We start from the raw sequence: 24275 nt of genomic DNA, 5'->3' as shown, positions 1-24275 counted from the left end.
CCGGGGCAGCTTGCCCCCATATCCTCAACACACTTTCTGACAAGAGACGTATTCATGTCACACGCTTTGATTATCGACATCAACGAATCCAACCTGCAGCAGACCTTAGAACAGTCGATGCAGCTGCCGGTGCTGTTTTATTTCTGGTCCGAACGCAGTCAGCACTGTCTGGAACTGACGCCGGTGCTGGATCGCCTGGCGCAGGAGTATGCGGGTCAGTTTATTTTGGCGAAGCTGGATTGCGATAAAGAGCAAATGGTGGCATCGCAGTTTGGCCTGCGCTCGATCCCAACCGTTTATCTGTTCCAGAACGGTCAGCCGGTTGACGGCTTCCAGGGACCGCAGCCGGAAGAGGCAATTCGCGCTCTGCTGCAAAAAGTGTTGCCGCGTGAAGAAGAAGTTAAAGCGCAGCAGGCGATGCAATTGATGCACGAAGGCAAACCGCTGGAAGCGCTGCCGCTGCTGAAAGACGCCTGGCAGCTGAGCAACAAAAACAGCGAAATTGGCTTCCTGCTGGCAGAAGTGTTGATCACCCTGAACCGCAGCGACGAGGCAGAAACCGTGCTGGATGCGGTGCCGCTGCAGGATCAGGACACGCGCTATCAGAGCCTGATTTCGCAAATCGACCTGTTAAAGCAGGCCGCCGATACGCCAGAAATTCAGCTGTTGCAGGAGCAGTTAGCCAGCGATCCGACCAATGCCGAACTGGCTGCTAAACTGTCGTTACAGCTGCATCAGGTTGGCCGCAACGAGGAAGCGCTGGAGTTGTTATTCAGCTTCCTGAAAAGCGATCTCAGCGTCGGTGACGGCCAGGTGCGTAAAATGTTCCAGGAAATTTTGGCCGCACTCGGCACCGGCGACACCCTCGCCACGCGCTATCGCCGCCAGCTTTACTCGCTGCTGTACTGATCGGTACCGCGCGTTAAACGGGCCGAACGACTCGGCCCGACAATCTGACAGCCAGGAGGTTATATGTTAACGGTCATTCCCGTCATCATTATGCTCGCACTCGTTACCGTGTGGGCCGGTGTAAAAATTGTTCCACAAGGTTACCAGTGGACGGTAGAGCGCTTTGGCCGCTACACCAAAACCCTGGCGCCCGGCCTCAATTTGCTTGTGCCGTTCATGGATCGTATTGGTCGCAAAATCAATATGATGGAACAGGTGCTCGATATCCCTTCGCAGGAAATCATCTCTAAAGACAACGCCAACGTCACCATTGATGCGGTGTGCTTTATTCAGGTTGTCGATCCGGCGCGCGCCGCCTACGAAGTCAGCAATCTTGAACTCTCGATCCTGAATCTGACCATGACCAATATCCGCACCGTGCTCGGCAGCATGGAGCTGGATGAGATGCTGTCGCAGCGCGACAACATCAACACGCGTCTGCTGCATATCGTTGATGAAGCCACCAATCCGTGGGGCGTGAAAATTACCCGTATCGAAATTCGTGACGTGCGCCCGCCGCAGGAGTTGATCGCCGCGATGAACGCGCAGATGAAGGCGGAACGCACCAAACGCGCCGATATCCTTGCCGCCGAAGGCGTACGTCAGGCGGCGATTTTGCGCGCCGAAGGGGACAAGCAGTCGCAGATCCTCAAAGCAGAAGGCGAACGCACCTCGGCCTTCCTGCAAGCTGAAGCGCGCGAGCGTCAGGCAGAAGCGGAAGCCACGGCGACGCGCATGGTCTCCGAGGCGATAGCCGCCGGTGATATTCAGGCGGTGAACTACTTTGTGGCGCAGAAATACACCGACGCGCTGCAAAAAATCGGCGAAGCCAACAACAGCAAAGTGGTGATGATGCCGCTGGACGCCAGCAGCCTGCTCGGTTCAATTGCCGGTATCAGTGAATTGCTGAAGGAGAACCGGACGGAGCGCAGACCATGATCCTGATGGAGCTGATTGCGCATCCACACTGGTTCTGGCTGACGCTGGGCGGCCTGCTGTTGGCCGCCGAAATGCTCGGCACCAGCGGTTATCTGCTGTGGAGTGGCTTAGCCGCCGTCGCGGTGGCGCTGATTGAGTGGCTGTTTCCCATCTCATGGACCAGTCAGGGCATTGTGTTTGCGGTGATGACGTTGTTCAGCGCGTTCTTCTGGCATCGCTGGATGCGCTATCGCGAATCGTCGCAGGTCGCCAACACGCTTAACCAGCGCGGCAACCAGTTAATGGGCATGCAGTTGACGCTGGATAACGCACTGAAAAACGGCCTTGGACACGTACGCATTGGCGACAGCAGCTGGCGCGTGCAGGCAGATAGCGACCTGCCGGCGGGCACGCCGGTGATTGTCACTGGCGTGGTCGGCATTACGCTGATGATTCAGCCGCGCTTTCCATCGGCGTGATGGCAGCAACCGGCCAGGTGATTGATGATCGGGCACTCTGCGCTGTCATCGCCGGGGCAAGCCTCCGCCAGTTCCAGCAAGCGCGCACGCATTACATGTAACTCTTCGATGTGCGCAGCAATCTCGTCGGCTTTCTGCAAAGTGCGCGCTTTAACATCGGCGCTGTGGCGCGCGGGATCGTTGAACAGCGTCACCAGTTCACGGCACTCTTCCAGCGTAAATCCCACCTGACGCGCCTGGCGCAGCAGATTCAGCTCATCAATATGATGCGCCGCGTAATGGCGATAGCCATTGTCACCGCGCGACGGCGGCGTCACCACGCCCTTCTCTTCGTAGAAGCGAATCGCTTTGCTGGTGAGTCCGGTTTTTTTTGCAACATCGCTGATGTTCATCTTTCCCCCTTGACCTTCCATTCAGGGGAAGGTTTAGGCTGTAGTTCTAATGCAAATTTTGCATGCAGTCAAAATCATTAGCCTGAGGAGTACACCATGTCACATACCCAACTGCTGGCGCTGGACGGCTTGTCCTGTGGCCACTGTGTAAAACGCGTCAAAGAAGCGCTGGAGCAGCGCAGCGATGTTGAACAGGCGGACGTCACGCAGCAAGAAGCGCGCGTGACCGGTGCGGCGAGCGCCAGCGATCTGATCGCTACGGTTGAACAAGCCGGTTATCACGCGGTGCTGAAAGACGACGCAGCCAGCCCAAAGCCTGATCCGTTGACAGCTACAGAGCCGCCGCCGGAGGCGCTGACAACGGAGTCGCAACCGGCACAATCCACTGAAGCTGAGCTTGCTGTGCATCATTTACTGATTGGCGGCATGAGCTGCGCCAGCTGCGTAAGCCGCGTGGAACAGGCGCTGCAAAAAGTGCCGGGCGTCAGCCAGGCACGCGTCAATCTCGGTGAGCGCAGCGCGCTGATCATGGGTGATGCAAGCGCCGAAGCGCTGGTGAGCGCGGTCGATCAGGCTGGGTATTCCGCCGAAGTGATCGAGGATGAACAAACCCGCCGCGAACGCCAGCAGGTTAGCGCGCAGCACGCTATGCGCCGTTTTAGCTGGCAATCGGCGCTGGCGTTGCTGCTCGGCGTGCCGATGATGATTTGGGGCATGCTCGGCGACAACATGATGCTGAGCGCAGATAACCAAACGCTGTGGCGCACGCTCGGCGTGATTACCTTGCTGGTGATGGTGATGGCCGGCGGCCACTTCTATCGCAGCGCGTGGCGCAGTTTGCGTCACGGCACAGCCACCATGGACACGCTGGTGGCGCTGGGAACCGGCGCGGCGTGGCTCTATTCGATGAGCGTCGCCCTTTGGCCCGAATTCTTCCCGCATCAGGCGCGTCATCTCTATTTTGAAGCCAGCGTGATGATCGTTGGCCTGATCAATCTCGGCCACGCGCTGGAGCAGCGCGCACGCCAGCGCGCCTCGCAGGCGCTGGAACGATTACTGGATTTAACCCCGGCGCAAGCGCGGGTCATCAGCGATCAGGGTGAAACGCTGCTGCCGCTCAGCGAGGTTAAGTCCGGCATGACGCTGAAGCTGGTCACCGGCGATCGCGTGCCGGTGGACGGTGACGTCGCCAGCGGTGAAGCCTGGCTGGATGAAGCGATGCTGACCGGTGAAGCAGTGCCGCAGGCCAAACAGTCGGGAGATAAAATCTTTGCCGGTACGCTGGTACAAGACGGCACGCTGCACTTTGTGGCGCGCGCCATCGGCAGCCACACCACGTTGGCGCGCATTATCAATCTGGTGCGCCAGGCGCAAAGCAGCAAACCGGATATTGGCCGACTGGCGGATCGCATCTCCGCCGTATTTGTGCCGGTGGTGGTGGCGATTGCGCTGCTGAGCGGGGTTATTTGGTATCTGGCGGGTCCGCAGCCGCAACTGGCTTACACGCTGGTGATTGTCACCACGGTGCTGATCATCGCCTGCCCTTGCGCTTTGGGTTTAGCCACGCCGATGTCAGTGATTGCGGGCGTCGGGCGTGCCGCAGAGCTGGGCGTGCTGGTACGTGACGCCGATGCGCTGCAGCGAGCCAGCGAAGTCGATACCATTGTATTTGATAAAACCGGCACCCTGACGCGCGGCACGCCGCAGGTCAGCGATGTGGTGCTGTATGGCGAGTGGAATCGCGAGCAGGTGCTCAGCGCGGCGGCGCAGATGGAGCAAGGCTCCAGCCATCCGCTCGCCAAAGCGATTCTTGAGGCTGCGCCTGCGGTGAGTAACGAAGCGGTTAAGCAATTTCGTACAATACGCGGCAAAGGCATCAGCGCTACAGTTGCCGACAGAACGCTGCTGCTGGGGAATCAGGCGCTGCTGGATGAGCAGCAGGTTGATTACCGCGCCGCGCAGGACGATATCGCGCGCTTCGCCGCACAAGGCGCAACGCCGGTGCTGCTGGCCGACAATCAGCAGCTGCTGGGATTGATCGCGCTGCGTGACAGCTTGCGTCCCGAGAGTAAAGCGGCGCTGCAGTGTCTGCATCAGCAAGGTTATCGCCTGATTATGCTGACCGGCGATCACCAGAAAACCGCGCAGGCCATTGCCGCCGAAGCGGGTATTGATGAAGTGATTGCCGGCGTGTTGCCGGATGGCAAAGCGCAGGCGATTACTCAGTTACAGCAGCAAGGCCGCAAAGTGGTGATGGTCGGCGACGGCATTAATGATGCGCCCGCGCTGGCGCAGGCGGATGTCGGCATTGCAATGGGCGGCGGCAGCGATGTGGCGGTAGAAACCGCCGCCATGACGCTGATGCGCAACGATCTGCACTGCGTCGCCGATGCGCTGTCGATCTCCAGCGCTACGCTGCGCAATATGCGGCAAAATCTGTTGGGCGCCTTTATCTACAACAGCCTCGGGATTCCCATTGCGGCCGGCGTGCTCTATCCGTTTACTGGCATGCTGCTGAGCCCGATTGTCGCGGGCGCGGCGATGGCGCTGTCATCCATTACCGTGGTGAGCAACGCTAACCGTTTGTTGCGCTTCAAGCCCGCGCAACGGCAATAGCCATTCCAGCCCTGTTTTTCATGAGATGAAATCGCTAGCATGGTTTTTTGCCTTAAAAAGGACAGGGAATGAGACACGGTCTGTGGCACAGCATCCAACAACGGATCGCGACCCTTTTTCCGGCCAGTTACAGCTGGCCGGCCATGGATATTCAGCTGGGCGATCGTCGTTTGCATTTGGCGGGCAGCATTCACATGGGCACGCGCGATATGCAGCCGCTGCCTGCCGGGCTATTGCGCCAGCTGCATAAAGCCGACGCGCTGATTGTCGAAGCCGATATCACTCAAGGCGAATCGCCGTTCAGCAATGATGATGAACATCCGCCGCTGGCAATGCGACTCGACGACGACGTGCTGCAGCGCTTGCAGGCCTTGTGCGAGGAGCTTTCGCTGTCACTGAGCCTGTTCGATACGCTGCCGTTCTGGCAGATCGCGCTGATGTTGCAGGCGCAACAGGCGCAGCGGCTGGGATTGCGTCCGCAGTTTGGTATCGATTATCAGCTGTTGCAGGCGGCCAAAGCGGCCAACAAACGCATTATCGAGCTGGAAGGTCCGGAAACGCAGATCGCCCTGCTGAAATCGCTGCCGCAGGATGGTTTGCCGCTGTTGCTGGATACGCTGGAACACTGGCACACCAACGCGCGCCTGCTGCAAACCATGATCAGTTGGTGGCTGGATGCGCCGCCCACCCAGCAACCGGTGGCGTTGCCGACCACCTTTAGCAGCGAGCTGAATGACACGCTGATGCGCAACCGCAACCAGCACTGGCGCGAGCTGCTGCTGGCGTTACCGAAAGGGCGTTATGTGGTGGCGGTGGGCGCGCTGCATTTGTATGGCGATGATAATTTGCCGGGACTGCTGAAAGGGTAAAGTCGGGTCGCCATTCATGGCGACCTACATTCCAGACATACACAAAACACAAAAAAAGAAGGCCAATAATACTATTGGCCCGTCAAAGAGGAATTTGTTTATGATTTTGGTTATCACCAACAATCTCTTGCTGGCGCGGGCCAATTCTCGCGCAAAGTTCAGAATTTCGCCACTGTTTTTCCATCAAAACTGAAATAAGAATTTTCCTAACAAGGACCGATCATGACGCCCGCGGTAAAACTTCTGGAAAAACAAAAAGTCACCTTTACCCTGCATCCCTACGACCACGATAGCCACGAAACCAATTTTGGCGACGAAGCGGTGCGTAAGCTTAATCTGGATGCGCGCCAGGTGTTCAAAACCTTGCTGGTATCGCTCAACGGCGATGCTAAAGCGCTGGCGGTTGCGGTGACGCCGGTCTCAACCCAATTGGATCTAAAAAAGGTCGCCAAAGCGCTGGGCGCCAAGAAAGCGGATATGGCCGATCCGCAGCTGGCACAGCGCGTGACCGGTTATCTGGTAGGCGGCATTAGCCCGCTGGGACAGAAAAAACGTCTGCCAACGGTGATCGATCGGCAGGCAGCGGAGTTTGCCACCATCTTTATCTCCGGCGGCAAACGCGGGCTGGATATCGAGCTGGCCGCGCAAGATTTGTCTCGCCTGCTGGATGCGCCGCTGGCCGACGTCGCACGGCGCGATTAGTCGGGCTGCTGGGCGCAGAGTTGATCGATCATCCAGCGTCCGGCCGGTCCCGGCGGATTACGCCGCGACCACACCACATCAACCGCGATATGCTGCGGCCAGCCCGGCACCGGCAACTCCTTCAACACCTGATGACCAAACTGCTCCACCAGCCAGCGCGGTAATATACTCCAGCCAAAACCCTGCTCTGCCATCTCTAACAGCAATAAATAAGATGGCGCCGACCACACGCGTCCGGCGGGCAAGGGATCGCGATTTTGTACCCAGGTATTGAGCCGCAGATGCCGCAACTCACCTAACTGCCCTTCACTCACCTGCTGAGCCTGCGACAGCGCATGATCCTGATGAAGGTAGATCGCCATCTGCGCCCCCACTTGCAAGCGTGCCACCGCCAAATCCGGCGGCAATTGTGGCTGCGCCCGCACCACGCCAAGGTGCACGCGCCCGGCTTGTATCAAATCTAATGCATCAGCATCCTCGGCGATCATGCATTCAAAATCGATATCTGGATAACGCACCTCAAACCGGTTAAGCAGATTTTCATGGTGATCCGCTTGCCAAAAATCGGAGATCGCCAGGCTAAGGCGCGGTTCTACGCCCTGCGATAAGCGCACTGCCAGCTCATCCAGCCGCTGGCTGGCGGCCAGAATCTGCTGCACCTGCGCAAACGCGCGCTGGCCATGCTCGGTCAATACCGGGTTACGTCCGCTGCGATCAAACAGCGTGAAACCCAAATCGTCTTCCAGATTAGCGATCGCGTTACTGATGGTGGACTGGCTTTTAGACAACGCGCGCGCCGCCGCCGAAAAGGATCCGCTGGCCACGGTTTGCACAAATGCCTCAAGGGATTCCGGGGAATATTTCATGTTGAACCATCGCTTTTATCGATAGGTGATCATTTTATCTTAGCATCACCCAGTGCGAAAATAGGGGTTATCACCAATAAGGAGGTTTATATGCGTACCCGTTCGCTGAAAGAACGTTTTTGTCATGCCGCAGGCTTTGAAGGGTTAGCACTTATCACTGTTGCGCCGCTGGCTGCCTGGATCATGGAGAAACCGCTGTTTCAGATGGGCGCGCTGGCGATTATGCTGTCAACCGTCGCCATGCTGTGGAACATGATCTATAACACCGGCTTTGACCGCATCTGGCCGCCGCAGGTGAAACGCGGATTCGGTTTACGCGCCATGCATGCGCTGGGCTTTGAAGGCGGTTTTATCCTGATTGGCTTGCCGATTGCCGCCTGGATGCTGAATATTTCGCTGCTGGAAGCCTTTGTGCTAGAAGTGGCGTTCTTCCTGTTCTTCCTGCCCTATACCATGGTTTACAACTGGATGTGGGATAAGTTGCGCCACCGTTGGGTGACGCAGAAATCCTGTCGGGCCTGATGTGCGTATAAAAAGTGGTCGCCATAAATGGCGACCTACGAGCGCAGAGTTCAATGTTGTGCAGCGCGCGGCCAGATCCACGCCAGAATCATTTGCGGGTAGCTTGGTTTGCGTTGCTTCTCCAGCGCTTTGTTGCGCTCTTCAATTTGTGCTGCCGTCAGATGCACAATCCCGCCAGGTTGATAATCCGCTACCTTCAGCGGTGAATGCTGGCTGACATAATCACGCAGCACATCCGCATCGCGCTGCCCGCTGTTGCTGAAGCCAGCATGGGTTTCAATGTTCGGATAACCATCGCCGCCGCTGGCGTTAAAGCTGTTAGTCGCCATGCGGTAGGTTTTATCCTTTTGCAGCGGTTCGCCATTAATCTTCACGTCGCTGACGCCTTTACCATCAGCCACCAGGCTGATGTTGCTGAACTGCGCGAAGCCGCCGGAGTCCACTTTAATATTGGCAACCGTCGCCAGATAATTCATCACTTCATTACCCTTCAGCGTCACCGACACCACCTGATTGCCAAACGGCTGCACCTGCAACAAATCGCGCCAGCTGAGATTGCCTGGCGCCAGCGAAGTGCGAATGCCACCGCCGCTCATCACCGCAAAGTCCGCTTTGGTCGCCGCCATTTGGGCGCGCAAAATTAGCTGCCCAAGATTGGTCTGCTCAAAGCGTACCTTGTCGCGCTCACCGACAAACACGCCGTCGCTGCTGCCGACTTTGACATCCAGTTTCTTGCCAGCACGCAGTTGATACGGCGTTAACAGCTTCATCATCGCGCTATTTTTCGGGATCTCTTCCTGCCAGGTAAGCCAGGATTCGCTGCCATCAAGATTTTTTACCTTGTGCTTGAGGTTGACCGGGATCAGCTGGTAATTCTCCAGCGTCAGCTCGCCATTGCGGAAGGTGAAGTCGCCACGCCCAACAAATTTGCCCCACTCTTTTGCCTGCATGATCCACACGCCGTTTTGCCGATCCGGCTGGCAGGGCTGGCCTGGCTGATAATCTTTTACGCTGACGTTCTCTTTCTCCATGCACACCGCATCCTGCGAATGGCCGCCAATGATCACGTTGATGGTGCCCGCCGGCAGGCTGCGCGCCAGCTCCACGTCGCCCGGCGCATTGCTGCCGTGCTGACCGTCGTCGTAGTGGCCCATGTGTGTCAGCGCGATGATGACATCAGGCTTTTCGCTGGCGCGTAGTTCCGCCACCGCTTTTTCGGTCTCTCTCACCGGATCGCGAATATCAATCGTCGCAATGTTTTCCGGATTGGCGATGCGCAGCGTGTCGGTGGTGGTCAGGCCGATCACCGCAATCTTCAGCCCCATGCGGTTAAAGGTTGCCCACGGCTTAAATAAGCGCGTGTCGGTGCCTTTTTGATAGATGTTGGCCGAAAGGAACGGAAATTTGGCCCACTTCTGCTGCTGTTGTAGCACGCTCAGCGGTTTGTCGAATTCGTGGTTGCCCAACGCCATGGCGTCATAGCCCACCAGGTTCATGCCGCGAATGTCGGGTTCAGCATCCAGCATGTCTGACTCTGGCACGCCGGTGTTCACATCGCCCGCCGACAGGATCAGCGCGCCGCCACCTTTGGCCTGCACATCGTAGCGCTGTTGATCCATCAACGTTTTCTGTGCCGCAAGGCCATATTCGCCCTGTGCGTTCGGCCAGTAACGACCGTGATGATCGTTGGTGTGCAGAATGCTGAAACGATAACTGCGATCCGTTTGCCACGCCTGCGCCAGCATCGGCAGCAGTAACACTGTCAGCGCCAGCCAGCGCCCTTTTCGCGGTGATAAAAACAAAGTCGATCTCCTTATTCTGCGTTTTTCCACTTAGCGGTGGACTTAATGTGCGTTATCGCCCTTCTGTGTCGCACAGATGGCTGGCTAACTCAAGATGAAACACGCATTGCATCATGGCACAGCGTGACGACCAGCATTTTTAAATTCGCTTCTCGCTGGGACTGACAACCCAATTCTACACCTGGCGGTGACTTTATCGACTTAGGACCGCTTTAACCCTAACAACCCCTGCTGCGAAGCCAATTTCCCCCTGCAACTATTTTTTCCGCGCCACCCTTCATTCTGCGTATTTCCAGCCGATAGAGTGAGATAACTGACGAAAATGGAGCTTCAGCTGCGTTTTAGTCTCATTTTTTCAATTTAGTGGGCTTTAACCGCTCAAATGTTTAAACGCGGTAAGGGATTGTGCATTACACTAGGTTGTTACAAGCGGATACATTTGCACACAAGGAGACAGGCATGCATCACACCACACCGTTGATCACTACCATTGTCGGGGGACTGGTCCTCGCATTTCTCCTTGGTATGCTGGCAAACCGCCTGCGCATCTCACCGTTAGTCGGTTATCTTCTGGCTGGCGTCCTGGCCGGCCCTTTCACGCCAGGCTTTGTCGCGGATACCAACCTTGCCCCTGAACTGGCTGAACTCGGCGTTATTCTGCTGATGTTCGGCGTCGGTTTGCACTTCTCGCTGAAGGATTTGATGTCGGTAAAGTCCATCGCCATTCCTGGCGCCATCGCGCAAATCGCCGTGGCGACGCTGCTGGGAATGGGACTTTCATGGACAATGGGCTGGTCGTGGATGACCGGTTTGGTATTTGGGTTGTGTCTTTCCACCGCCAGCACCGTGGTGCTACTGCGCGCGCTGGAAGAGCGTCAGCTGATTGATAGCCAGCGCGGGCAAATCGCCATTGGCTGGTTGATCGTGGAAGATTTGGTGATGGTGCTGACGCTGGTGCTGCTGCCAGCCATCGCCGGCATGCTGGAACAGGGCAACGCCAGCCCAACGCTGCTGTTGTGGGATCTGCTGCTAACCATCGGTAAAGTCGTCGCCTTTATGGTGCTGATGATGGTGGTAGGCCGTCGCGTGGTGCCGTGGATTCTGGCAAAAAGTGCCGCGACCGGTTCGCGTGAGCTGTTTACCCTTGCGGTGTTAGCGCTGGCGCTCGGTATCGCCTTTGGCGCCGTCGAATTCTTTGATGTCTCCTTCGCCCTCGGCGCCTTCTTTGCCGGCATGGTGCTGAACGAATCTGAACTTAGCCACCGCGCGGCGCACGATACCTTGCCGCTGCGTGATGCGTTCGCCGTCCTGTTCTTTGTGTCCGTCGGCATGCTGTTTGACCCGATGATCCTGATTGAGCAGCCGCTGGCGGTGCTTGGCGCGCTGGCGATTATCGTGCTGGGCAAATCCATTGCCGCCTGGCTGCTGGTAACGCTGCTGGGTCATTCACGTCGCACCGCGATGACCATTTCGGTGAGCCTGGCGCAGATTGGTGAATTCGCCTTTATTCTCGCCGGCCTCGGCATCTCGCTCGGCATGCTGAGCGAGGAAGGCCGCAATCTGGTGCTGGCGGCGGCGATTCTCTCCATCATGCTTAACCCGATTCTGTTTAGCGTGCTGGAACGCTACCTCGACAAAACCGAGACCATCGAAGAACAGACGCTGGAAGAAGCGATCGAAGAAGAGAAGCAGATTCCGGTGGATATCTGCAATCACGCAGTTTTAGTAGGTTATGGCCGCGTCGGCAGCCTGCTGGGGCAAAAGCTGATGGAAGCGGATGTGCCGCTGGTGGTGGTGGAGAACTCCCGTCCGCGCGTTGAAGCGCTGCGCGAGCAAGGGATCAAAGCGGTGCTGGGCAATGCGGCACGCGTGGATACCATGGAACTGGCGCGCCTCGACTGTGCCCGCTGGCTGCTGCTGACCATTCCGAATGGCTACGAAGCCGGTGAAGTCGTGACGGCAGCGCGCGAAAAGCGTCCGGACATTGAGATAATTGCCCGTGCGCATTATGACGATGAAGTGACCTACATAATGGAGCGCGGCGCGAATCGCGTGGTGATGGGCGAGCGTGAGATCGCCAACAGCATGCTGCATGTGCTGGAAGAAGAGATTGCGCAGAACCCGATTGTACGTGAGTGCCCGATTTAAGTGAGTGTGGTCTTTGGCAAGGTCGCCATGAACGGCGACCTTGCGTTTTATCTGTCCCAATATGACTCTTCTAAACTGTCTTCCCGCTCCGGCAGGCCGCGCGTCAGGCGCGGTGAATGCTGGTTCAGTACCTGATAACTTACCCGGTTCGCGTATTTACACACCTGTGCCAGCGACGAATAGGTCAGGTAGGCGCGGCCGTGTTTGCTGGAGTTCGGCACTTTTTGGCGGTGGAAGTTGTTAGCGGTGATGTCATGCAGCAGCGCCGCCAGCGCACCATCGCCTGCGCCGTTGGTGTTCATGATCTTCTCTGGGCCGCCCATATATGGCGCGATATGCGAGAAGATGCGCAGCGGCTGATCGCAATCCTTGTGGCGCATCGCGCGGCTAAATTCATATTGGTTGAACTCAGCCAGCGCGCCCGGCAGCAGCGGATGGTTGGTTTTGCGCTTGTACTCTTCTTCAGTGAAACCGGCCATGTACAAACCGGTTGGCCCGGCGGTGCACAGCACCAAATCCACCCAATCCAGCGCCATATTCGACGCCAGCAGCGGATCCTGTTCGCCGGTCAAGGCAAAGGCTTCTTCTTCGTTCATCGCCACAATCGAGACGTGATCGCGCAGGAAATCACGCCAGAACTGCGGGTTATCCTGAATCACGTATTTGGTGCCGAGCGTCAATACCACCGGCACATTGTGCTTTTTGGCGAATTCGATGGCGCGCAAGGTGGCTTCCGGCATCGGTTCGCCCGGCTGGCAGCGCACCAGATAGGAAGTCAGCACCAGCGCCGACGCGCCCGCAATAACCTCTTCCGGAATGCTGTTGGCCTGCAGCTGGTTCATCAAGCCGGGACTGATGGCAAAGGTACGCTCACCCTGCTCGCCAATCAGCGTAAAGCAGCGGCCAATCGCGCCATCGACGCCCTGCAGGAAGTTAAGATCCATGCGGCTGGAGGTGTTGCACAGGTAGCGATAGGCGTAGCCGCCGATCTGGATGTTATTGCACATCACACCGAGCAGCACCGAGCGGTCATCTGCCAGCACCGAATAGTTATGCAGGGTATTTCCGATGGTGCCACCGGCAAATTGATGGCTGATGAGCGCTTCGCGCATCAGTTCGTTGTAGAGCGCCTCGGCGGTAGCATCGTCGATCACCAGCGAGTGACCGGCGCTTAAACCGTAACGCTGCAGAAAGTCGTCGTCGACTTTGGCTTCAATATCCACCAGCGTCTGGTCGATACCCACCACCCAACTGCCCTCTTCCTGCTCTTGCTGCGTGGCTTGCAGCAGCGGATCGCGCGCGTTGACGGGGAAATAGTGTTTGGATTTGCGTTTGCCGGGAAATTTCATCGAGAGTGCCGTCAGGGAAAATCAGGCAGAGAATGATATCACACTCTCTGCCACACCCTTAACGGCGCGCGTTGACCAGTTGCACCATCATTTCAATGTGCTCCGCATCGGCGTTGAGCGCAGGAATGTACTCGAACTTTTCGCCGCCGGCATGCAGGAAGATCTCGCAGTTCTCACCGCTGATCTCCTCCAGCGTTTCAAGGCAATCCGCCGCAAAGCCCGGACTCATCACCTGCACATGCTTGATGCCTTTGGCCGGCAAACTTTTCATGGTTTCATCGGTGTACGGCGTCAGCCACGGCTCGCGACCAAAGCGCGACTGGAAGGTCATCATGATTTTGTGTGGCGCAATGCCCAACGCCGCGGCCAGCGCATCGGTGGTGTCTTTGCAACGCAGCGGATAATCATCGCCTTCATTGGCGAAACGCTGCGGAATGCCGTGATAGGACAGCACCAGCAGATCCGGTTCGCCATGCAGCGCAAACGAGCGCTCAACCGAGGCTTTCAGCGCGGCGATGTAAGCCGGATGCTCCGCGTAATCGCGGATAAACGCCACTTCCGGCAGCGAGCGCAGTGGTTTAAAGCTGGTGGCTAAGCCATCCCAAACCGCGGCAACCGTCGAGCAGGAGAACTGCGGATAGAGCGGCAGCACGATGAGTTTGGTCACGCCCTGATCCAGCAAGCGTTTCAGCGCGCTGTCGAGGCTTGGCTGGCCGTAGCTCATACCGAGTTCAACCGGCATATCAAGGCGCTGCGCCAATGCTTCACGCTGACGCTTGCTGAACACCATCAGCGGTGATCCTTCATCCATCCATACGGAAGCATACAGTTTCGATACGCGTGGCGAACGGAAAGGCACGATGATGAAATTGAGAATCGGCCACCACAGTAAGCGCGGTGTATCAACCACTCGTGGATCGCCGAGGAATTGTTTCAGATAGCGTTTAACCGCAGGTGTTGTGGGTGCGTCTGGTGTGCCTAAGTTAACCAGCAAAACCCCGGGCTTTTCTTGCCTCATGGTATTTCCTTGATGTCGAAACGAATGGGTCGAATGCAAAATCAGGGGGAAATTGTAGCGGAAATTAAAGGAGGGGAAAGCAATTGCTGCAAAAGGGCCGGACAACCGGCCCCTCAACGCATTAACCGAGAATCGTGGCCAATTGCGTGCTCACTTCGGCGACAGGACGTGTGCCGTCGATTTTGTGATATTCGGTGTTGCCGTCTTGCGCTTCTTTGCCGTAGTAGGCAATCAGCGGTGCAGTCAGTTGATGGTATTCCACCAGACGCTTACGCACGGTCTCTTCCTGGTCATCTTTACGCGTGGTCAGCTCTTCGCCGGTCAGGTCATCTTTACCTTCCACTTTCGGTGGATTGTAAGTGACGTGATAAACGCGGCCCGATGGCGTGTGTACGCGGCGGCCAACAATACGATCCACAATCAGCTCGTCCGGTACAGCGAACTCCAGCACGTAGTCAACCTTGATGCCCGCTTCTTTCATCGCGTCAGCCTGCGGGATAGTGCGTGGGAAGCCATCGAGCAGGAAACCGTTTTTGCAGTCTTCCTGCGCGATACGCTCTTTAACCAGCGCAATCACCAGCTCGTCAGTCACCAGTTTACCGGCATCCATGATCGCTTTTGCCTGTTGGCCCAGTTCCGTACCTGCTTTTACTGCCGCACGTAACATGTCACCGGTGGAGATTTGCGGAATACCGTATTTCTCCATGATGAATTGAGCCTGAGTGCCTTTACCTGCGCCCGGAGCTCCGAGCAGAATAATACGCATTGCGTAATTCCCCTTGCGAATCGCATTGTTCAATCTGAGAAGGCGAAGAACATACCATTATGGCCCGCGCACCACAAGGAAACGGGCGCGCTCGCCACGAAAGGTCTACTTTGACCTGCTTTGTCAGCAAATACCAGCAGAGTGCCCGTTTTTAGGAATCACGGCTAAGCATGAGTAGGTCTTTGAGGCGTTTTTTCAGTGCGGGTGTGACGTTCAGCTGTTTGTTGACCCCGCCGCGCACGTCGGCGCGCAAGCGTAATTGCGCCTGTTCGGGCAGCACCTGAACATCCTGCGGCAATTCACTGGCATTAAGGCCGTTCGGCAGCGGAAAAAGTGCAAAGGGTAAACCCGGTTGCTGAATGGAGTGCAGGATGAATGGCGAGTCGAGCGCGATTTTTTCCACCATCGCAATATTGTACGGACGCCATTCGCTGTCCTTCATCATTGCCAGCGCCTGTTCTGGCGCGCCACCGAGCGCTAATCCTTGCTCAAACAGCCGCAGCTCGCTGCGCACCAATGTGCTGAAATCGGCGGTGCGCAATGCGATTAACACCAGATCGCCGCATAACGCCGAATGGCGATCAAGGCGGGCGACAAACAGTCGCGCATCGCTCACCAGCCGATTATGCAGCTGCGTGGCAAACGACTCCGATGCATCGGTGACGCCGTGGCTTTGACATTCGCTCAACGCACGCACGCGACCTTGCTGCATATCAACATGATCCACCAGCGCAATGTTGCCCGCCGTCATCGGCAAAGTGGGCAGCACGCTCAGTTCACTAACCGGATAGTGCGAGGCATAGCGCGTGTGATTACGTGATTGCTCCTGACGGAGAAACAGCTGGGAAAGCAGCACTCGCGAGATATGCAAAGAGGGTGCGAAGAAGAGATCGAAATTTTCAAGCCGGTAATAACGGGAAAGCGAGCCGCGAAGCTTGTCGCGCGCCGCCGCCGCCCTGGCAGAAGCAAGTTGTGGAGCCATCGCGTGGTATGTCTCTGGTTATTATGCTGTGTGTGGGAGGTGAAACCTGCGGTGATAGTCGGCGTAAAACACAGAGAGCCGTAGCCGTCAACCTGCCAGAATCTGGGGGAAAGGTTAGGCCAATGCGGCTGGACATTAAAATGATATAAACTGACAATCCCTGTTAGGTTTTTACACAGGGGACGAGTATGACCGTGCTTCCTTCGTTACGTGCACTGCACTATTTCCACCAGGCGGCACTGTTCAGCAGTTTTAGCGTAGCGGCCGAACGTCTGCATGTCACCCATAGCGCCATCAGCCATCAGGTTCGACAGCTGGAGAGCTGGATGGGGAAGCCGCTGTTTGTGCGTACCAATGGACGCGTCAAATTAACCTCACACGGTGAACGTTTGCTGGTTAGTTGTCAGAAAGCCTTTAGCGAGCTCTCCACCACCTGCGAAAGCATTCGTACCGGCATGCGCCATCATATCAGCGTCTCCTGCGCGCCCAGCTTTCTCTCGCAATGGCTGATTCCGCGCATCGCCAGCTTTTATCAGCGCTATCCCGATATTGAAGTGCAGTTTCAGCCGCTGGTGGAGATTGACCAGTTGCGCAGCGAGCACACCGATGTGCTGATTCTCAGCGCCGAGCAGTCGCCGGATGACGATATTGATGCCACCTTGATCAGCGATGATTACATCGGTCCGCTGTGCGCCCCGCAGTTTGCCGCCCGCTTTCAAAGCGAGCAGGATCTCGCCTCACTGCCATTGCTGCACGCCGATACGCGGCTGCATGCGTGGGCCGAATGGGCGAAAACCAGCGGCGTACGCGGCAATTACTGGATCGGCAAGCATTTCGATAATTTGACGTTAGCCATTCAGGCGGCGAGAAACGGATTGGGCGTGATTATGGCGCCACGCTTGCTGGTGCGTCAGGAGTTGAGTGACGGCACCTTGATCGCACCGCTGGGCTTTGTGCGCGTCGATCGCGCCACGTTGATGATGACCAAGACTTCGCGTCAGCACGATGCGGAGATTACATTATTTCGCGATTGGTTGCGGGATCAGGCGCAGATTTAACAGCAGATATAAAAAAAGGTCGCCATGAATGGCGACCTTTCGGGTTTGGTGCGATTACGCCTTCAGCAACTGGTTCATGCGACGGATGAACTGGTTTGGATCGTCAAGCGTACCGCGCTCGGCGAGCAGCGCCTGATCCAGCAGCAGCTCAACCCACTCGGCAAAGCGCGTTTCGTCCTGGGTATCGGCCACGCGTTTCACCAGCGTATGATCCGGATTGATCTCGAAAATGTACTTCACGTCCGGCACGTCCTGACCGGCCGCGGCAAACAGCTTCGCCATCTGCGTGGTCATTTCGTTAGCATCGGTGGTGACGATCGCTGGCGTGTCGGTGAGACGATGCGTCAGACGCACCTCTTTCACACGCTCGCCCAGCAGCGTTTTCACGCGCTCAACAAACGGCTCCAGCGCCTTCTCCGCTTCTTTCTGCTCTTCGGTCTCTTCATCGGCCAGTTTGCTCAGCGAATCATCCGCTTTGCTGACTGACTGGAAGGTTTTGCCGTCGAACTCGGTGAGGTAACTCATCATCCATTCGTCGATACGATCGGAGAGCAGCAGCACCTCGATGCCTTTCTTGCGGAACAGTTCCAGATGCGGGCTGCTCTTCGCAGCGGCATAGCTGTCGGCGGTGATGTAGTAAATCTTGTCCTGACCTTCCACCATGCGCGTCACGTAATCGTCGAGCGAAACGGTCTGCTCAGCGCTGTCGCTCTGGCTGGTGGCAAAGCGCAGCAGTTTGGCAATCTGTTGCTGGTTAGCGTTGTCTTCGGCTGGACCTTCTTTCAGTACCAGACCGAACTCTTTCCAGAACTGCTGATATTTTTCCGCGTCGTCTTTCGCCAGCTTCTCTAACATTTGCAGGCTACGCTTGGTGAGCGCGCCACGCAGGCTCTGGGTCACACGGCTGTCCTGCAGGATTTCACGCGATACGTTCAGCGGCAGATCGTTGGAATCTATCAAACCACGCACGAAGCGCAGGTAGTTCGGCATGAACTGCTCGGCATCGTCCATGATGAACACGCGCTGTACGTAGAGTTTCAGGCCGTGCTTGCTGTCGCGGTTCCACATGTCGAACGGCGCACGCGCCGGGATATACAGCAGGCTGGTGTATTCCTGCTTACCTTCCACGCGGTTATGGCTCCAGATCGCCGGATCGCTGAAATCGTGGGCGATGTGTTTGTAGAACTCGTTGTACTCGTCGTCGCTGATCTCAGACTTGTTGCGCGTCCACAGCGCCTGGGCTTTGTTGATCTTTTCCCAGGTGATGGTGTCGCTCTCTTCGTCTTTGCTTTCAATCTCAACCGGCAGCGCGATGTGATCGGAGTATTTGCTGATCACGTTACGCACGCGCCACGCATCGAGGAAATCATCTTCGCCTTCACGGAAGTGCAGCGTGATTTCGGTACCGCGATCGGCTTTCTCAATCTCTGCCAGCGTATATTCCCCTTCGCCAGCAGATTCCCAGAACACCGCTTCATCGGCTTTAGCGCCGGCGGCGCGGGTGCGCACGGTGACTTTATCCGCCACAATGAACGCAGAGTAGAAGCCCACGCCGAACTGGCCGATCAGCTGGCTGTCTTTCGCCTGGTCGGAGCCCATGGATTCGAGGAAGGATTTGGTGCCGGATTTAGCGATGGTGCCGAGGTTCTCAATCACTTCATCACGGCGCATACCGATGCCGTTATCGCTGAGCGTCAGCGTGCGATTTTCCGGATTGACCGAGATACGTACGCGCAGGTCGCCGTCGCCTTCATACAGATCGGGCGTCGACAGCGCGCGGAAGCGCAGTTTGTCGGCGGCATCTGAAGCGTTGGAAATCAGCTCGCGCAGGAAAATCTCTTTATTTGAATAGAGTGAATGGATCATCAGGTGCAGAAGTTGTTTTACCTCTGACTGGAAGCCACGCGTCTCTTGTCCTTTCATGGTCATTGCTACCTCAACTGAATCGGGGTTGATGATACGTTGAGAGAGAAATGGGGATGAAGGAGAGGATTTCAAGCCGATGTCTGTGAAGACATCGGCAAGTGATTAGAAATTAATCTTGTGGCGTCCGGCGAGCGAGTGCGACAGCGTGGTGCCATCGACCATTTCCAGCTCACCACCGACCGGCACACCGTGTGCAATGCGGCTGGCATCAACGCCATATTGTCCGCACAACTCGGCGATGTAGTTGGCCGTGGCTTCCCCTTCCACAGTGGGATTGGTGGCGAGGATCACTTCGGTTAAGGTTTCGCGCTCGAGACGCTGCTCCAGCCGATCCAGGCCGATATCCTGTGGCCCAATGCCATCCAGCGGTGACAAGTGCCCCATCAGCACAAAGTAGCGGCCGCCAAACTGGCCGGTCTGCTCAATGGCGTGGATATCTGCCGGGCTCTCCACCACACAAATCTGGCCGTTTTGCTGACGACGCGGATTGGCGCAGATGGTGCAGATTTCCTGTTCGGTGAAGGTACGGCAATCGGCGCAGTGACCGATTTCCGACATGGCGCGGGTCAATGCCTGCGCCAGACGCATGCCACCGCTACGATCGCGCTGCAACAGCTGAAAAGCCATACGCTGCGCCGACTTCGGGCCAACGCCCGGCAGGCAGCGCAACGACTCCATCAAAGATTCAAGCAGTGGACTGGTTTGCATCAGAACGGCATCTTGAAGCCAGGCGGCAGCTGCATACCTGAAGAGACCGCAGCCATCTTCTCTTTCTGCGTTTCGTCAATACGGCGTGCCGCATCGTTGAAGGCCGCGGCGATCAGATCTTCCAGCATGTCTTTGTCATCTTCCAGCAAGCTAGGATCGACTTCAACACGACGGCAGTTGTGCGCACCGTTGATGGTTACTTTAACCAAGCCAGCGCCTGATTCACCGGTCACTTCGATCGCGGCGATCTCTTCCTGCACTTTGGCCATTTTGTCTTGCATCTGCTGGGCCTGTTTCATCAGGTTGCCCAATCCGCCTTTACCAAACATAGTTTTCTCTCTCTGCTGGGGCTGCGCGCAGTTGACGCGCGGCAGCATGTTCACACCGGTCGAATACTCTCTTCATCCAAATCGGCATCGAAGAATCGACGCAATGTCTGAATATGGGTATCGCTTTCGATCGACTGTCGCGCCTGCGACAGCTTCTCTTCATAAATGGCCTGGCGCCACTCCAGTGGCGTCAATACCGTAGGATTATCGTCTTCAATAATCGTCAATTCAACCGGCTGACCGGCAGACTGACTCAGCGCTTCCGCCAGCGCCTGCCTGGCAGAAGCTGAATTCAGATGGCGCTGACTGCTGCGCAGATGCAGCGTAACGCCGGCTTCGCCCACCTCTTTCCACGCATTGAGCGCCACTTGCTGCACCAGTTTCGGTAGCGTCAGCGCGGCGATTTCAGCAGCCCACGCATCGCGCTGCTGGGCTTCTTCCGCCAGACGCAGCGCCAGCTCAGGGGTTTTCTCATGCTCCAGTGCCGAACGCAAGGCTTTTGGCGTCGCCACCGGCTCCGCTTTAACCTCCACCGGCAGCTGCGTTTTCCAGCGATAAGCTTCCGGTTTGGCCGGGGCTTTTACCGTGGGTTCGGACGCACGTTGTTGCACACGTTCAGTGACGCTAGCGAGACGTTCCAGCGCCGGATTCGCCGGCCGCGCGGAACGCGCTGCCGGCTCACTCTTTTTTGCTTTGCCGGCTCCCTGACGCAGCAACTGCGTTCGCGCCTGTAACAACTGGCTGGTGGAGTCAGGTAACGGATCGGGCGCGGGCTGCATGTCTGGATAATCATCCGACACCGGCGGCGCGTCAGGGTTTGGCGGTGCCATCTGCGGCTGCGCAGCCGGTGCGGGCGCGGTTTTCGCGGCGGCTTGTGGCGCAGCAACCTGCGGCGCAGCTTGTGGCGTCAAGGTGGGACGCGCCACCGGCTCCGCAATCGTTGCCTGCGGATGGAACGCCAGCGCCCGCAGCAGCGTCATCTCTACGCCTAAGCGCCGATCCGGTGCCAGCGGCAGATCTTTACGTCCCATCAACAACGTTTGGTAATAGAGCTGCACGTCAGCCGGTGGCAGCACGCGCGCTAACTCGCGCAGGCGATCGGCCTGGCTGAGATCGTCCTCGCTGAGCGAGCTTGGCAGCAGCTGCACCATCGCAATGCGGTGCAGTAAGCGCAGCATCTCGACCAGCAGCGCTTCCCACTCAACCCCACGCGACGCGGCCTGATTCAGCAGCGCCATCACCTGTTCACCCTGGCCATCCACCAGCGCTTCAATCAGCGCCAGCGGCTGTTCATCGTCGAGCGTGCCGAGCATTTGTGCCACGGTGTCACGCGTTACGCTGCCCTGCCCCATGGCAATCGCCTGGTCGGTCAGACTCAGCGCGTCGCGCATGCTGCCATCAGCGGCGCGTGCCAGCAGATGCAGCGCGCGCGGTTCGGCAGCAATCTGCTCCTGCTGCAACACATGTGCCAGCTGCTGCTGGATTTGCTCCACGTCCAGCGCTTTGAGATGGAATTGCAGGCAACGGGACAGAATCGTCACAGGCAGCTTCTGCGGATCGGTGGTCGCCAGCAGGAATTTCACGTGCGATGGCGGCTCTTCCAGCGTTTTCAGCAGCGCGTTGAAGCTGTGACGCGACAGCATGTGCACTTCATCGATCAGATAGACCTTGAAGCGACCGCGCGCCGGCGCGTACTGCACGTTATCGAGCAGATCGCGCGTATCTTCAACTTTGGTGCGTGATGCGGCATCGATCTCAATCAGATCGACAAAACGGCCCTGCTCGATTTCGCGGCAGTTATCGCATTGCCCGCACGGCGTTGACGTGATGCCGGTTTCACAGTTAAGCCCCTTCGCCAGCAGACGGGCGATCGAGGTTTTCCCGACGCCGCGTGTGCCAGAAAAGAGATAAGCATGATGGATTCGTCCCAGTGACAACCCGTTGGCCAGCGCAGTCAGCACATGTTCCTGACCGACTACGTCAGCGAAGGCCTGGGGACGCCATTTTCGCGCAAGTACCTGATAGCTCATGTGGATTCAATCACTGGAATTTAGGGAGAAGGGAGAAAATGCAGCTTCGCAAACCCTGTTTATTTTGGCAGTAGTTTAACAGCCACCAGCGGATCAGCAACCACTAACTTTGCAGAGGTGGCGCCCCGCCGTGCAGCGGAGCGCGCAGGCCTTAGTGGCCGGGGAAATTCACCAGGCTGAAGCACTCGACGCCCATGGCAGTCAGGCGGGCTTCACCGGTCAGGTCAAACAGATTAATCACGAATGCGGCGTCTTTCACTTCTCCACCGGCGCGGCGGATCAGCTTCACCGTTGCTTCCAGCGTGCCGCCAGTCGCCAGCAGATCGTCCACCACCAGCACCACATCGCCTGGTTTAATGGCATCTTTGTGCAGTTCCAGCGCATCGGTGCCGTACTCCAGCTCGTAGCTTTCGCTGAAGGTGTCACGCGGCAGTTTGCCCGGCTTACGCACCGGCACAAAACCCACGCCCAAACCCAGCGCCACCGGTGCGCCAAACAGGAAGCCACGCGCTTCCGTTCCCACCACCTTGGTGATGCCTTTGTTACGATAACGCTCCACCAGAATGGCGATCGACGCGGCATACGCCTGCGGATCTTCCATCAGACTGGTCACGTCACGGAACAGAATGCCCGGCTTCGGATAGTCAGGAATGCTTTTAATGCTGTTTTTGATGAGTTCAAGCTGCTGCGCAGTTGCGGTCATAAATGTTACGCCTGGAGAAAATATCTAATACGCGCAGCTTCTCTAGCGCCAAACCCCGGAAACCGGGTTAAGCGAAGTCGTTTATAAGGGAAGCCACGCACGAAGATGCCCAAATCTATGCAAATACCCGGCTAAATGCAACCCTCACGCTACTGTTGTGGCGGGTTGGCATCCTCGGTTACAACCGGAATGCGCCACATAAAAAGCAGCAGCAGGCACAGCATCGCGCCTAACAGGATGCGCACCCACAGCAGGTTTACTAAATAAAGGGACACCGAAAAGGTAATCACAATCAGCAACATGGCGCGCCCTTTGGCGCCGGGCGGCATGGCACGATGCTGCTGCCAGTGGCGAATAAAGCGACCAAACGGCGACTTCCATAGCAACCAATGATGGAAACGCGGCGACGAGCGGGCAAAACACCAGGCCGCCAGCAACACAAATGGCGTCGTCGGTAATAAAGGTAATACAATGCCCAGCGTACCTAGCACAATCGCCAGCCAGCCAAGGCTCAGTAGTAAAATGCGCTGCATGCCTGATGCCTGAATAAGTCAAAAACAGCGTTACGTTAACACAGTCGGAAACAGAGTGATGCCCCAACCGCCCGCCCAGCAACGTCTCCATGCCATGTTAGAGTTACTGCGCCAGCAGATTGCGCAGCAGCCGGATGGTGCCTGTCGTCAGCCCCGTTTTGATTCTCACCTGTTTCGCACCAGCGGCACGCGTCTGGCGGATTATCTGCGCGAGCTGGAAGGCAATGTGACGCAGTTAACCGCTGCTGACACTGATGTGGCGCGCCGTCAATGGCTGGCAGAGAAAGTGCTGGATCAAATTGCCGCATTACAGCGCGAATGCCAGAGCCAGCAGCTGCGCGTCAAGCGCGAGCGGCCACGTGTCGATGCACGCCAGGCCAAGCGTGAAGAGTATCAAGGCTATGAAAAACGCTTACTGGCGATGATTGCTCAGCGCGAGCAGCATCTGGCGCGCGCTGAAACGCTGAGCGTTCAGCAGCAGTTAATTCGTGAAGTCGATCAGCTGCAAGAACGTTTGGCACGCTGCCGCGCCGCTATCTACAAACTGGAGTTGCCGCCTATGCCGCGCTGAACGCGGCGCTTTTTCCTCTATACTCATTGCGGTGAGAAAA

23 protein-coding genes and 1 other annotated feature are annotated in these 24275 nt (G+C 57.1%); of the genes, 10 read left to right on the top strand and 13 right to left on the bottom strand.

The features are described 5' to 3' along the window. Positions 1-54 precede the first annotated feature (54 nt). The 3 genes from AAF463_RS05095 to AAF463_RS05085 all read left to right on the top strand — a co-directional run bounded on the left by AAF463_RS05095 (position 55) and on the right by AAF463_RS05085 (position 2345). Positions 55-909, top strand: coding sequence for a co-chaperone YbbN (locus AAF463_RS05095; RefSeq protein WP_101762382.1), 855 nt, complete (start codon positions 55-57; stop codon positions 907-909). A gap of 63 nt (positions 910-972) precedes the next feature. Further along, complete coding sequence (locus AAF463_RS05090) at positions 973-1887, top strand: SPFH domain-containing protein (RefSeq protein ID WP_350261625.1); 915 nt, start codon at positions 973-975, stop codon at positions 1885-1887. Further along, a complete protein-coding gene (locus AAF463_RS05085; protein ID WP_101762557.1) occupies positions 1887-2345 on the top strand; it encodes an NfeD family protein in 459 nt (152 codons plus the stop codon). The genes AAF463_RS05090 and AAF463_RS05085 overlap by 1 nt, the downstream gene beginning before the upstream one ends. On the opposite strand, the gene cueR is transcribed toward AAF463_RS05085, so the two are convergent. Continuing rightward, positions 2321-2737 (bottom strand): Cu(I)-responsive transcriptional regulator, encoded by a 417-nt coding sequence (gene cueR, locus AAF463_RS05080; protein ID WP_350261624.1) that lies wholly within the window; start codon positions 2735-2737, stop codon positions 2321-2323. The genes AAF463_RS05085 and cueR overlap by 25 nt on opposite strands. 96 nt (positions 2738-2833) lie before the next feature. On the opposite strand from cueR, the gene copA reads away from it, so the two are divergent. The 3 genes from copA (at position 2834) to ybaK (ending at position 6924) form a co-directional block, all read left to right on the top strand. Next, positions 2834-5353 carry a copper-exporting P-type ATPase CopA gene (gene copA / locus AAF463_RS05075; RefSeq protein ID WP_350261623.1) on the top strand — a complete coding sequence of 840 codons (2520 nt, stop codon included), beginning with the start codon at positions 2834-2836 and terminating at the stop codon, positions 5351-5353. 68 nt (positions 5354-5421) lie between these two features. Continuing rightward, positions 5422-6222 carry a TraB/GumN family protein gene (locus tag AAF463_RS05070; RefSeq protein WP_350261622.1) on the top strand — a complete coding sequence of 267 codons (801 nt, stop codon included), beginning with the start codon at positions 5422-5424 and terminating at the stop codon, positions 6220-6222. 222 nt (positions 6223-6444) lie between these two features. After that, positions 6445-6924, top strand: coding sequence for a Cys-tRNA(Pro)/Cys-tRNA(Cys) deacylase YbaK (gene ybaK, locus AAF463_RS05065; protein WP_137385298.1), 480 nt, complete (start codon positions 6445-6447; stop codon positions 6922-6924). On the opposite strand, the gene AAF463_RS05060 is transcribed toward ybaK, so the two are convergent. Then, positions 6921-7790 carry a LysR family transcriptional regulator gene (locus AAF463_RS05060; RefSeq protein WP_101762388.1) on the bottom strand — a complete coding sequence of 290 codons (870 nt, stop codon included), beginning with the start codon at positions 7788-7790 and terminating at the stop codon, positions 6921-6923. The two genes, ybaK and AAF463_RS05060, sit on opposite strands and share 4 nt — an antisense overlap. 90 nt (positions 7791-7880) lie before the next feature. Here AAF463_RS05060 and AAF463_RS05055 point away from each other — a divergent pair, with 90 nt between their 5' ends. Then, on the top strand, positions 7881-8312 hold the full coding sequence (locus AAF463_RS05055; protein ID WP_192236693.1) for a multidrug/biocide efflux PACE transporter: 432 nt from the start codon (positions 7881-7883) through the stop codon (positions 8310-8312). A 50-nt stretch (positions 8313-8362) separates the two neighbouring features. Here AAF463_RS05055 and ushA read toward each other — a convergent pair whose 3' ends face one another. Next, positions 8363-10114: a bifunctional UDP-sugar hydrolase/5'-nucleotidase UshA gene (gene ushA, locus AAF463_RS05050; protein ID WP_350261621.1), complete on the bottom strand. Its 1752-nt coding sequence runs from the start codon at positions 10112-10114 to the stop codon at positions 8363-8365. Between the two features lie 459 nt (positions 10115-10573). Here ushA and ybaL point away from each other — a divergent pair, with 459 nt between their 5' ends. Further along, on the top strand, positions 10574-12262 hold the full coding sequence (ybaL, locus tag AAF463_RS05045; protein WP_101762391.1) for a YbaL family putative K(+) efflux transporter: 1689 nt from the start codon (positions 10574-10576) through the stop codon (positions 12260-12262). A 47-nt stretch (positions 12263-12309) separates the two neighbouring features. Here ybaL and AAF463_RS05040 read toward each other — a convergent pair whose 3' ends face one another. The 4 genes from AAF463_RS05040 to AAF463_RS05025 all read right to left on the bottom strand — a co-directional run bounded on the left by AAF463_RS05040 (position 12310) and on the right by AAF463_RS05025 (position 16377). Next, entirely contained in the window at positions 12310-13611 is a 1302-nt protein-coding gene (locus tag AAF463_RS05040) for an inosine/guanosine kinase (RefSeq protein ID WP_110867727.1), read from the bottom strand. A 58-nt stretch (positions 13612-13669) separates the two neighbouring features. After that, positions 13670-14629 carry a ferrochelatase gene (gene hemH / locus AAF463_RS05035; RefSeq protein WP_101762393.1) on the bottom strand — a complete coding sequence of 320 codons (960 nt, stop codon included), beginning with the start codon at positions 14627-14629 and terminating at the stop codon, positions 13670-13672. Positions 14630-14750: 121 nt separating this feature from the next. Then, positions 14751-15395, bottom strand: a complete 645-nt coding sequence (adk, locus tag AAF463_RS05030; RefSeq protein ID WP_008103865.1) for an adenylate kinase — start codon at positions 15393-15395, stop codon at positions 14751-14753. 151 nt (positions 15396-15546) lie between these two features. Continuing rightward, positions 15547-16377, bottom strand: coding sequence for a DUF6024 family protein (locus tag AAF463_RS05025; protein WP_350261620.1), 831 nt, complete (start codon positions 16375-16377; stop codon positions 15547-15549). A gap of 188 nt (positions 16378-16565) precedes the next feature. Here AAF463_RS05025 and AAF463_RS05020 point away from each other — a divergent pair, with 188 nt between their 5' ends. Beyond that, complete coding sequence (locus tag AAF463_RS05020) at positions 16566-17435, top strand: LysR substrate-binding domain-containing protein (RefSeq protein ID WP_101762395.1); 870 nt, start codon at positions 16566-16568, stop codon at positions 17433-17435. A gap of 54 nt (positions 17436-17489) precedes the next feature. Here AAF463_RS05020 and htpG read toward each other — a convergent pair whose 3' ends face one another. From htpG to AAF463_RS04990, 6 genes are all read right to left on the bottom strand, one after another. After that, positions 17490-19358 carry a molecular chaperone HtpG gene (htpG, locus tag AAF463_RS05015; protein ID WP_350261973.1) on the bottom strand — a complete coding sequence of 623 codons (1869 nt, stop codon included), beginning with the start codon at positions 19356-19358 and terminating at the stop codon, positions 17490-17492. A 105-nt stretch (positions 19359-19463) separates the two neighbouring features. Next, a complete protein-coding gene (recR, locus tag AAF463_RS05010) occupies positions 19464-20069 on the bottom strand; it encodes a recombination mediator RecR (protein WP_008103873.1) in 606 nt (201 codons plus the stop codon). Continuing rightward, on the bottom strand, positions 20069-20398 hold the full coding sequence (locus AAF463_RS05005) for a YbaB/EbfC family nucleoid-associated protein (protein WP_008103874.1): 330 nt from the start codon (positions 20396-20398) through the stop codon (positions 20069-20071). Before AAF463_RS05005 ends, recR begins: the two co-directional genes overlap by 1 nt. Positions 20399-20448: 50 nt before the next feature. Beyond that, positions 20449-22428: a DNA polymerase III subunit gamma/tau gene (gene dnaX / locus AAF463_RS05000; protein WP_350261619.1), complete on the bottom strand. Its 1980-nt coding sequence runs from the start codon at positions 22426-22428 to the stop codon at positions 20449-20451. Next, positions 21046-21107 (bottom strand) — a sequence feature (DnaX frameshifting element). It overlaps the preceding gene by 62 nt. 151 nt (positions 22429-22579) lie before the next feature. Next, complete coding sequence (gene apt, locus AAF463_RS04995; RefSeq protein WP_101762398.1) at positions 22580-23131, bottom strand: adenine phosphoribosyltransferase; 552 nt, start codon at positions 23129-23131, stop codon at positions 22580-22582. A gap of 149 nt (positions 23132-23280) precedes the next feature. Then, positions 23281-23664 (bottom strand): DUF454 family protein, encoded by a 384-nt coding sequence (locus AAF463_RS04990; RefSeq protein ID WP_101762399.1) that lies wholly within the window; start codon positions 23662-23664, stop codon positions 23281-23283. A gap of 58 nt (positions 23665-23722) precedes the next feature. Between AAF463_RS04990 and AAF463_RS04985 the strand changes: the two genes are divergently transcribed. After that, positions 23723-24235, top strand: a complete 513-nt coding sequence (locus AAF463_RS04985) for a primosomal replication protein (RefSeq protein ID WP_101762400.1) — start codon at positions 23723-23725, stop codon at positions 24233-24235. The last annotated feature ends 40 nt before the right edge of the window (positions 24236-24275 follow it).

It is taken from the genome of Pantoea sp. BJ2 (genome assembly GCF_040255075.1).
GTDB lineage: Bacteria > Pseudomonadota > Gammaproteobacteria > Enterobacterales > Enterobacteriaceae > Pantoea > Pantoea leporis.
This window is presented reverse-complemented; position numbering and strand designations above follow the sequence as displayed.

Bases quoted from the DNA above. Each gene is read 5' to 3' on its own strand.
- ybaK (WP_137385298.1), top strand. From the start codon at position 6,445: ATGACGCCCGCGGTAAAACTTCTGGAAAAACAAAAAGTCACCTTTACC.
- copA (WP_350261623.1), top strand. From the start codon at position 2,834: ATGTCACATACCCAACTGCTGGCGCTGGACGGCTTGTCCTGTGGCCAC.
- apt (WP_101762398.1), bottom strand. From the start codon at position 23,131: ATGACCGCAACTGCGCAGCAGCTTGAACTCATCAAAAACAGCATTAAA.
- AAF463_RS05055 (WP_192236693.1), top strand. From the start codon at position 7,881: ATGCGTACCCGTTCGCTGAAAGAACGTTTTTGTCATGCCGCAGGCTTT.
- AAF463_RS05020 (WP_101762395.1), top strand. From the start codon at position 16,566: ATGACCGTGCTTCCTTCGTTACGTGCACTGCACTATTTCCACCAGGCG.
- dnaX (WP_350261619.1), bottom strand. From the start codon at position 22,428: ATGAGCTATCAGGTACTTGCGCGAAAATGGCGTCCCCAGGCCTTCGCT.
- AAF463_RS05040 (WP_110867727.1), bottom strand. From the start codon at position 13,611: ATGAAATTTCCCGGCAAACGCAAATCCAAACACTATTTCCCCGTCAAC.
- AAF463_RS05005 (WP_008103874.1), bottom strand. From the start codon at position 20,398: ATGTTTGGTAAAGGCGGATTGGGCAACCTGATGAAACAGGCCCAGCAG.
- AAF463_RS05060 (WP_101762388.1), bottom strand. From the start codon at position 7,790: ATGAAATATTCCCCGGAATCCCTTGAGGCATTTGTGCAAACCGTGGCC.
- adk (WP_008103865.1), bottom strand. From the start codon at position 15,395: ATGCGTATTATTCTGCTCGGAGCTCCGGGCGCAGGTAAAGGCACTCAG.
- AAF463_RS05090 (WP_350261625.1), top strand. From the start codon at position 973: ATGTTAACGGTCATTCCCGTCATCATTATGCTCGCACTCGTTACCGTG.
- ybaL (WP_101762391.1), top strand. From the start codon at position 10,574: ATGCATCACACCACACCGTTGATCACTACCATTGTCGGGGGACTGGTC.
- recR (WP_008103873.1), bottom strand. From the start codon at position 20,069: ATGCAAACCAGTCCACTGCTTGAATCTTTGATGGAGTCGTTGCGCTGC.
- AAF463_RS05095 (WP_101762382.1), top strand. From the start codon at position 55: ATGTCACACGCTTTGATTATCGACATCAACGAATCCAACCTGCAGCAG.
- cueR (WP_350261624.1), bottom strand. From the start codon at position 2,737: ATGAACATCAGCGATGTTGCAAAAAAAACCGGACTCACCAGCAAAGCG.
- AAF463_RS04985 (WP_101762400.1), top strand. From the start codon at position 23,723: ATGCCCCAACCGCCCGCCCAGCAACGTCTCCATGCCATGTTAGAGTTA.
- AAF463_RS04990 (WP_101762399.1), bottom strand. From the start codon at position 23,664: ATGCAGCGCATTTTACTACTGAGCCTTGGCTGGCTGGCGATTGTGCTA.
- AAF463_RS05070 (WP_350261622.1), top strand. From the start codon at position 5,422: ATGAGACACGGTCTGTGGCACAGCATCCAACAACGGATCGCGACCCTT.
- htpG (WP_350261973.1), bottom strand. From the start codon at position 19,358: ATGAAAGGACAAGAGACGCGTGGCTTCCAGTCAGAGGTAAAACAACTT.
- AAF463_RS05025 (WP_350261620.1), bottom strand. From the start codon at position 16,377: ATGGCTCCACAACTTGCTTCTGCCAGGGCGGCGGCGGCGCGCGACAAG.
- hemH (WP_101762393.1), bottom strand. From the start codon at position 14,629: ATGAGGCAAGAAAAGCCCGGGGTTTTGCTGGTTAACTTAGGCACACCA.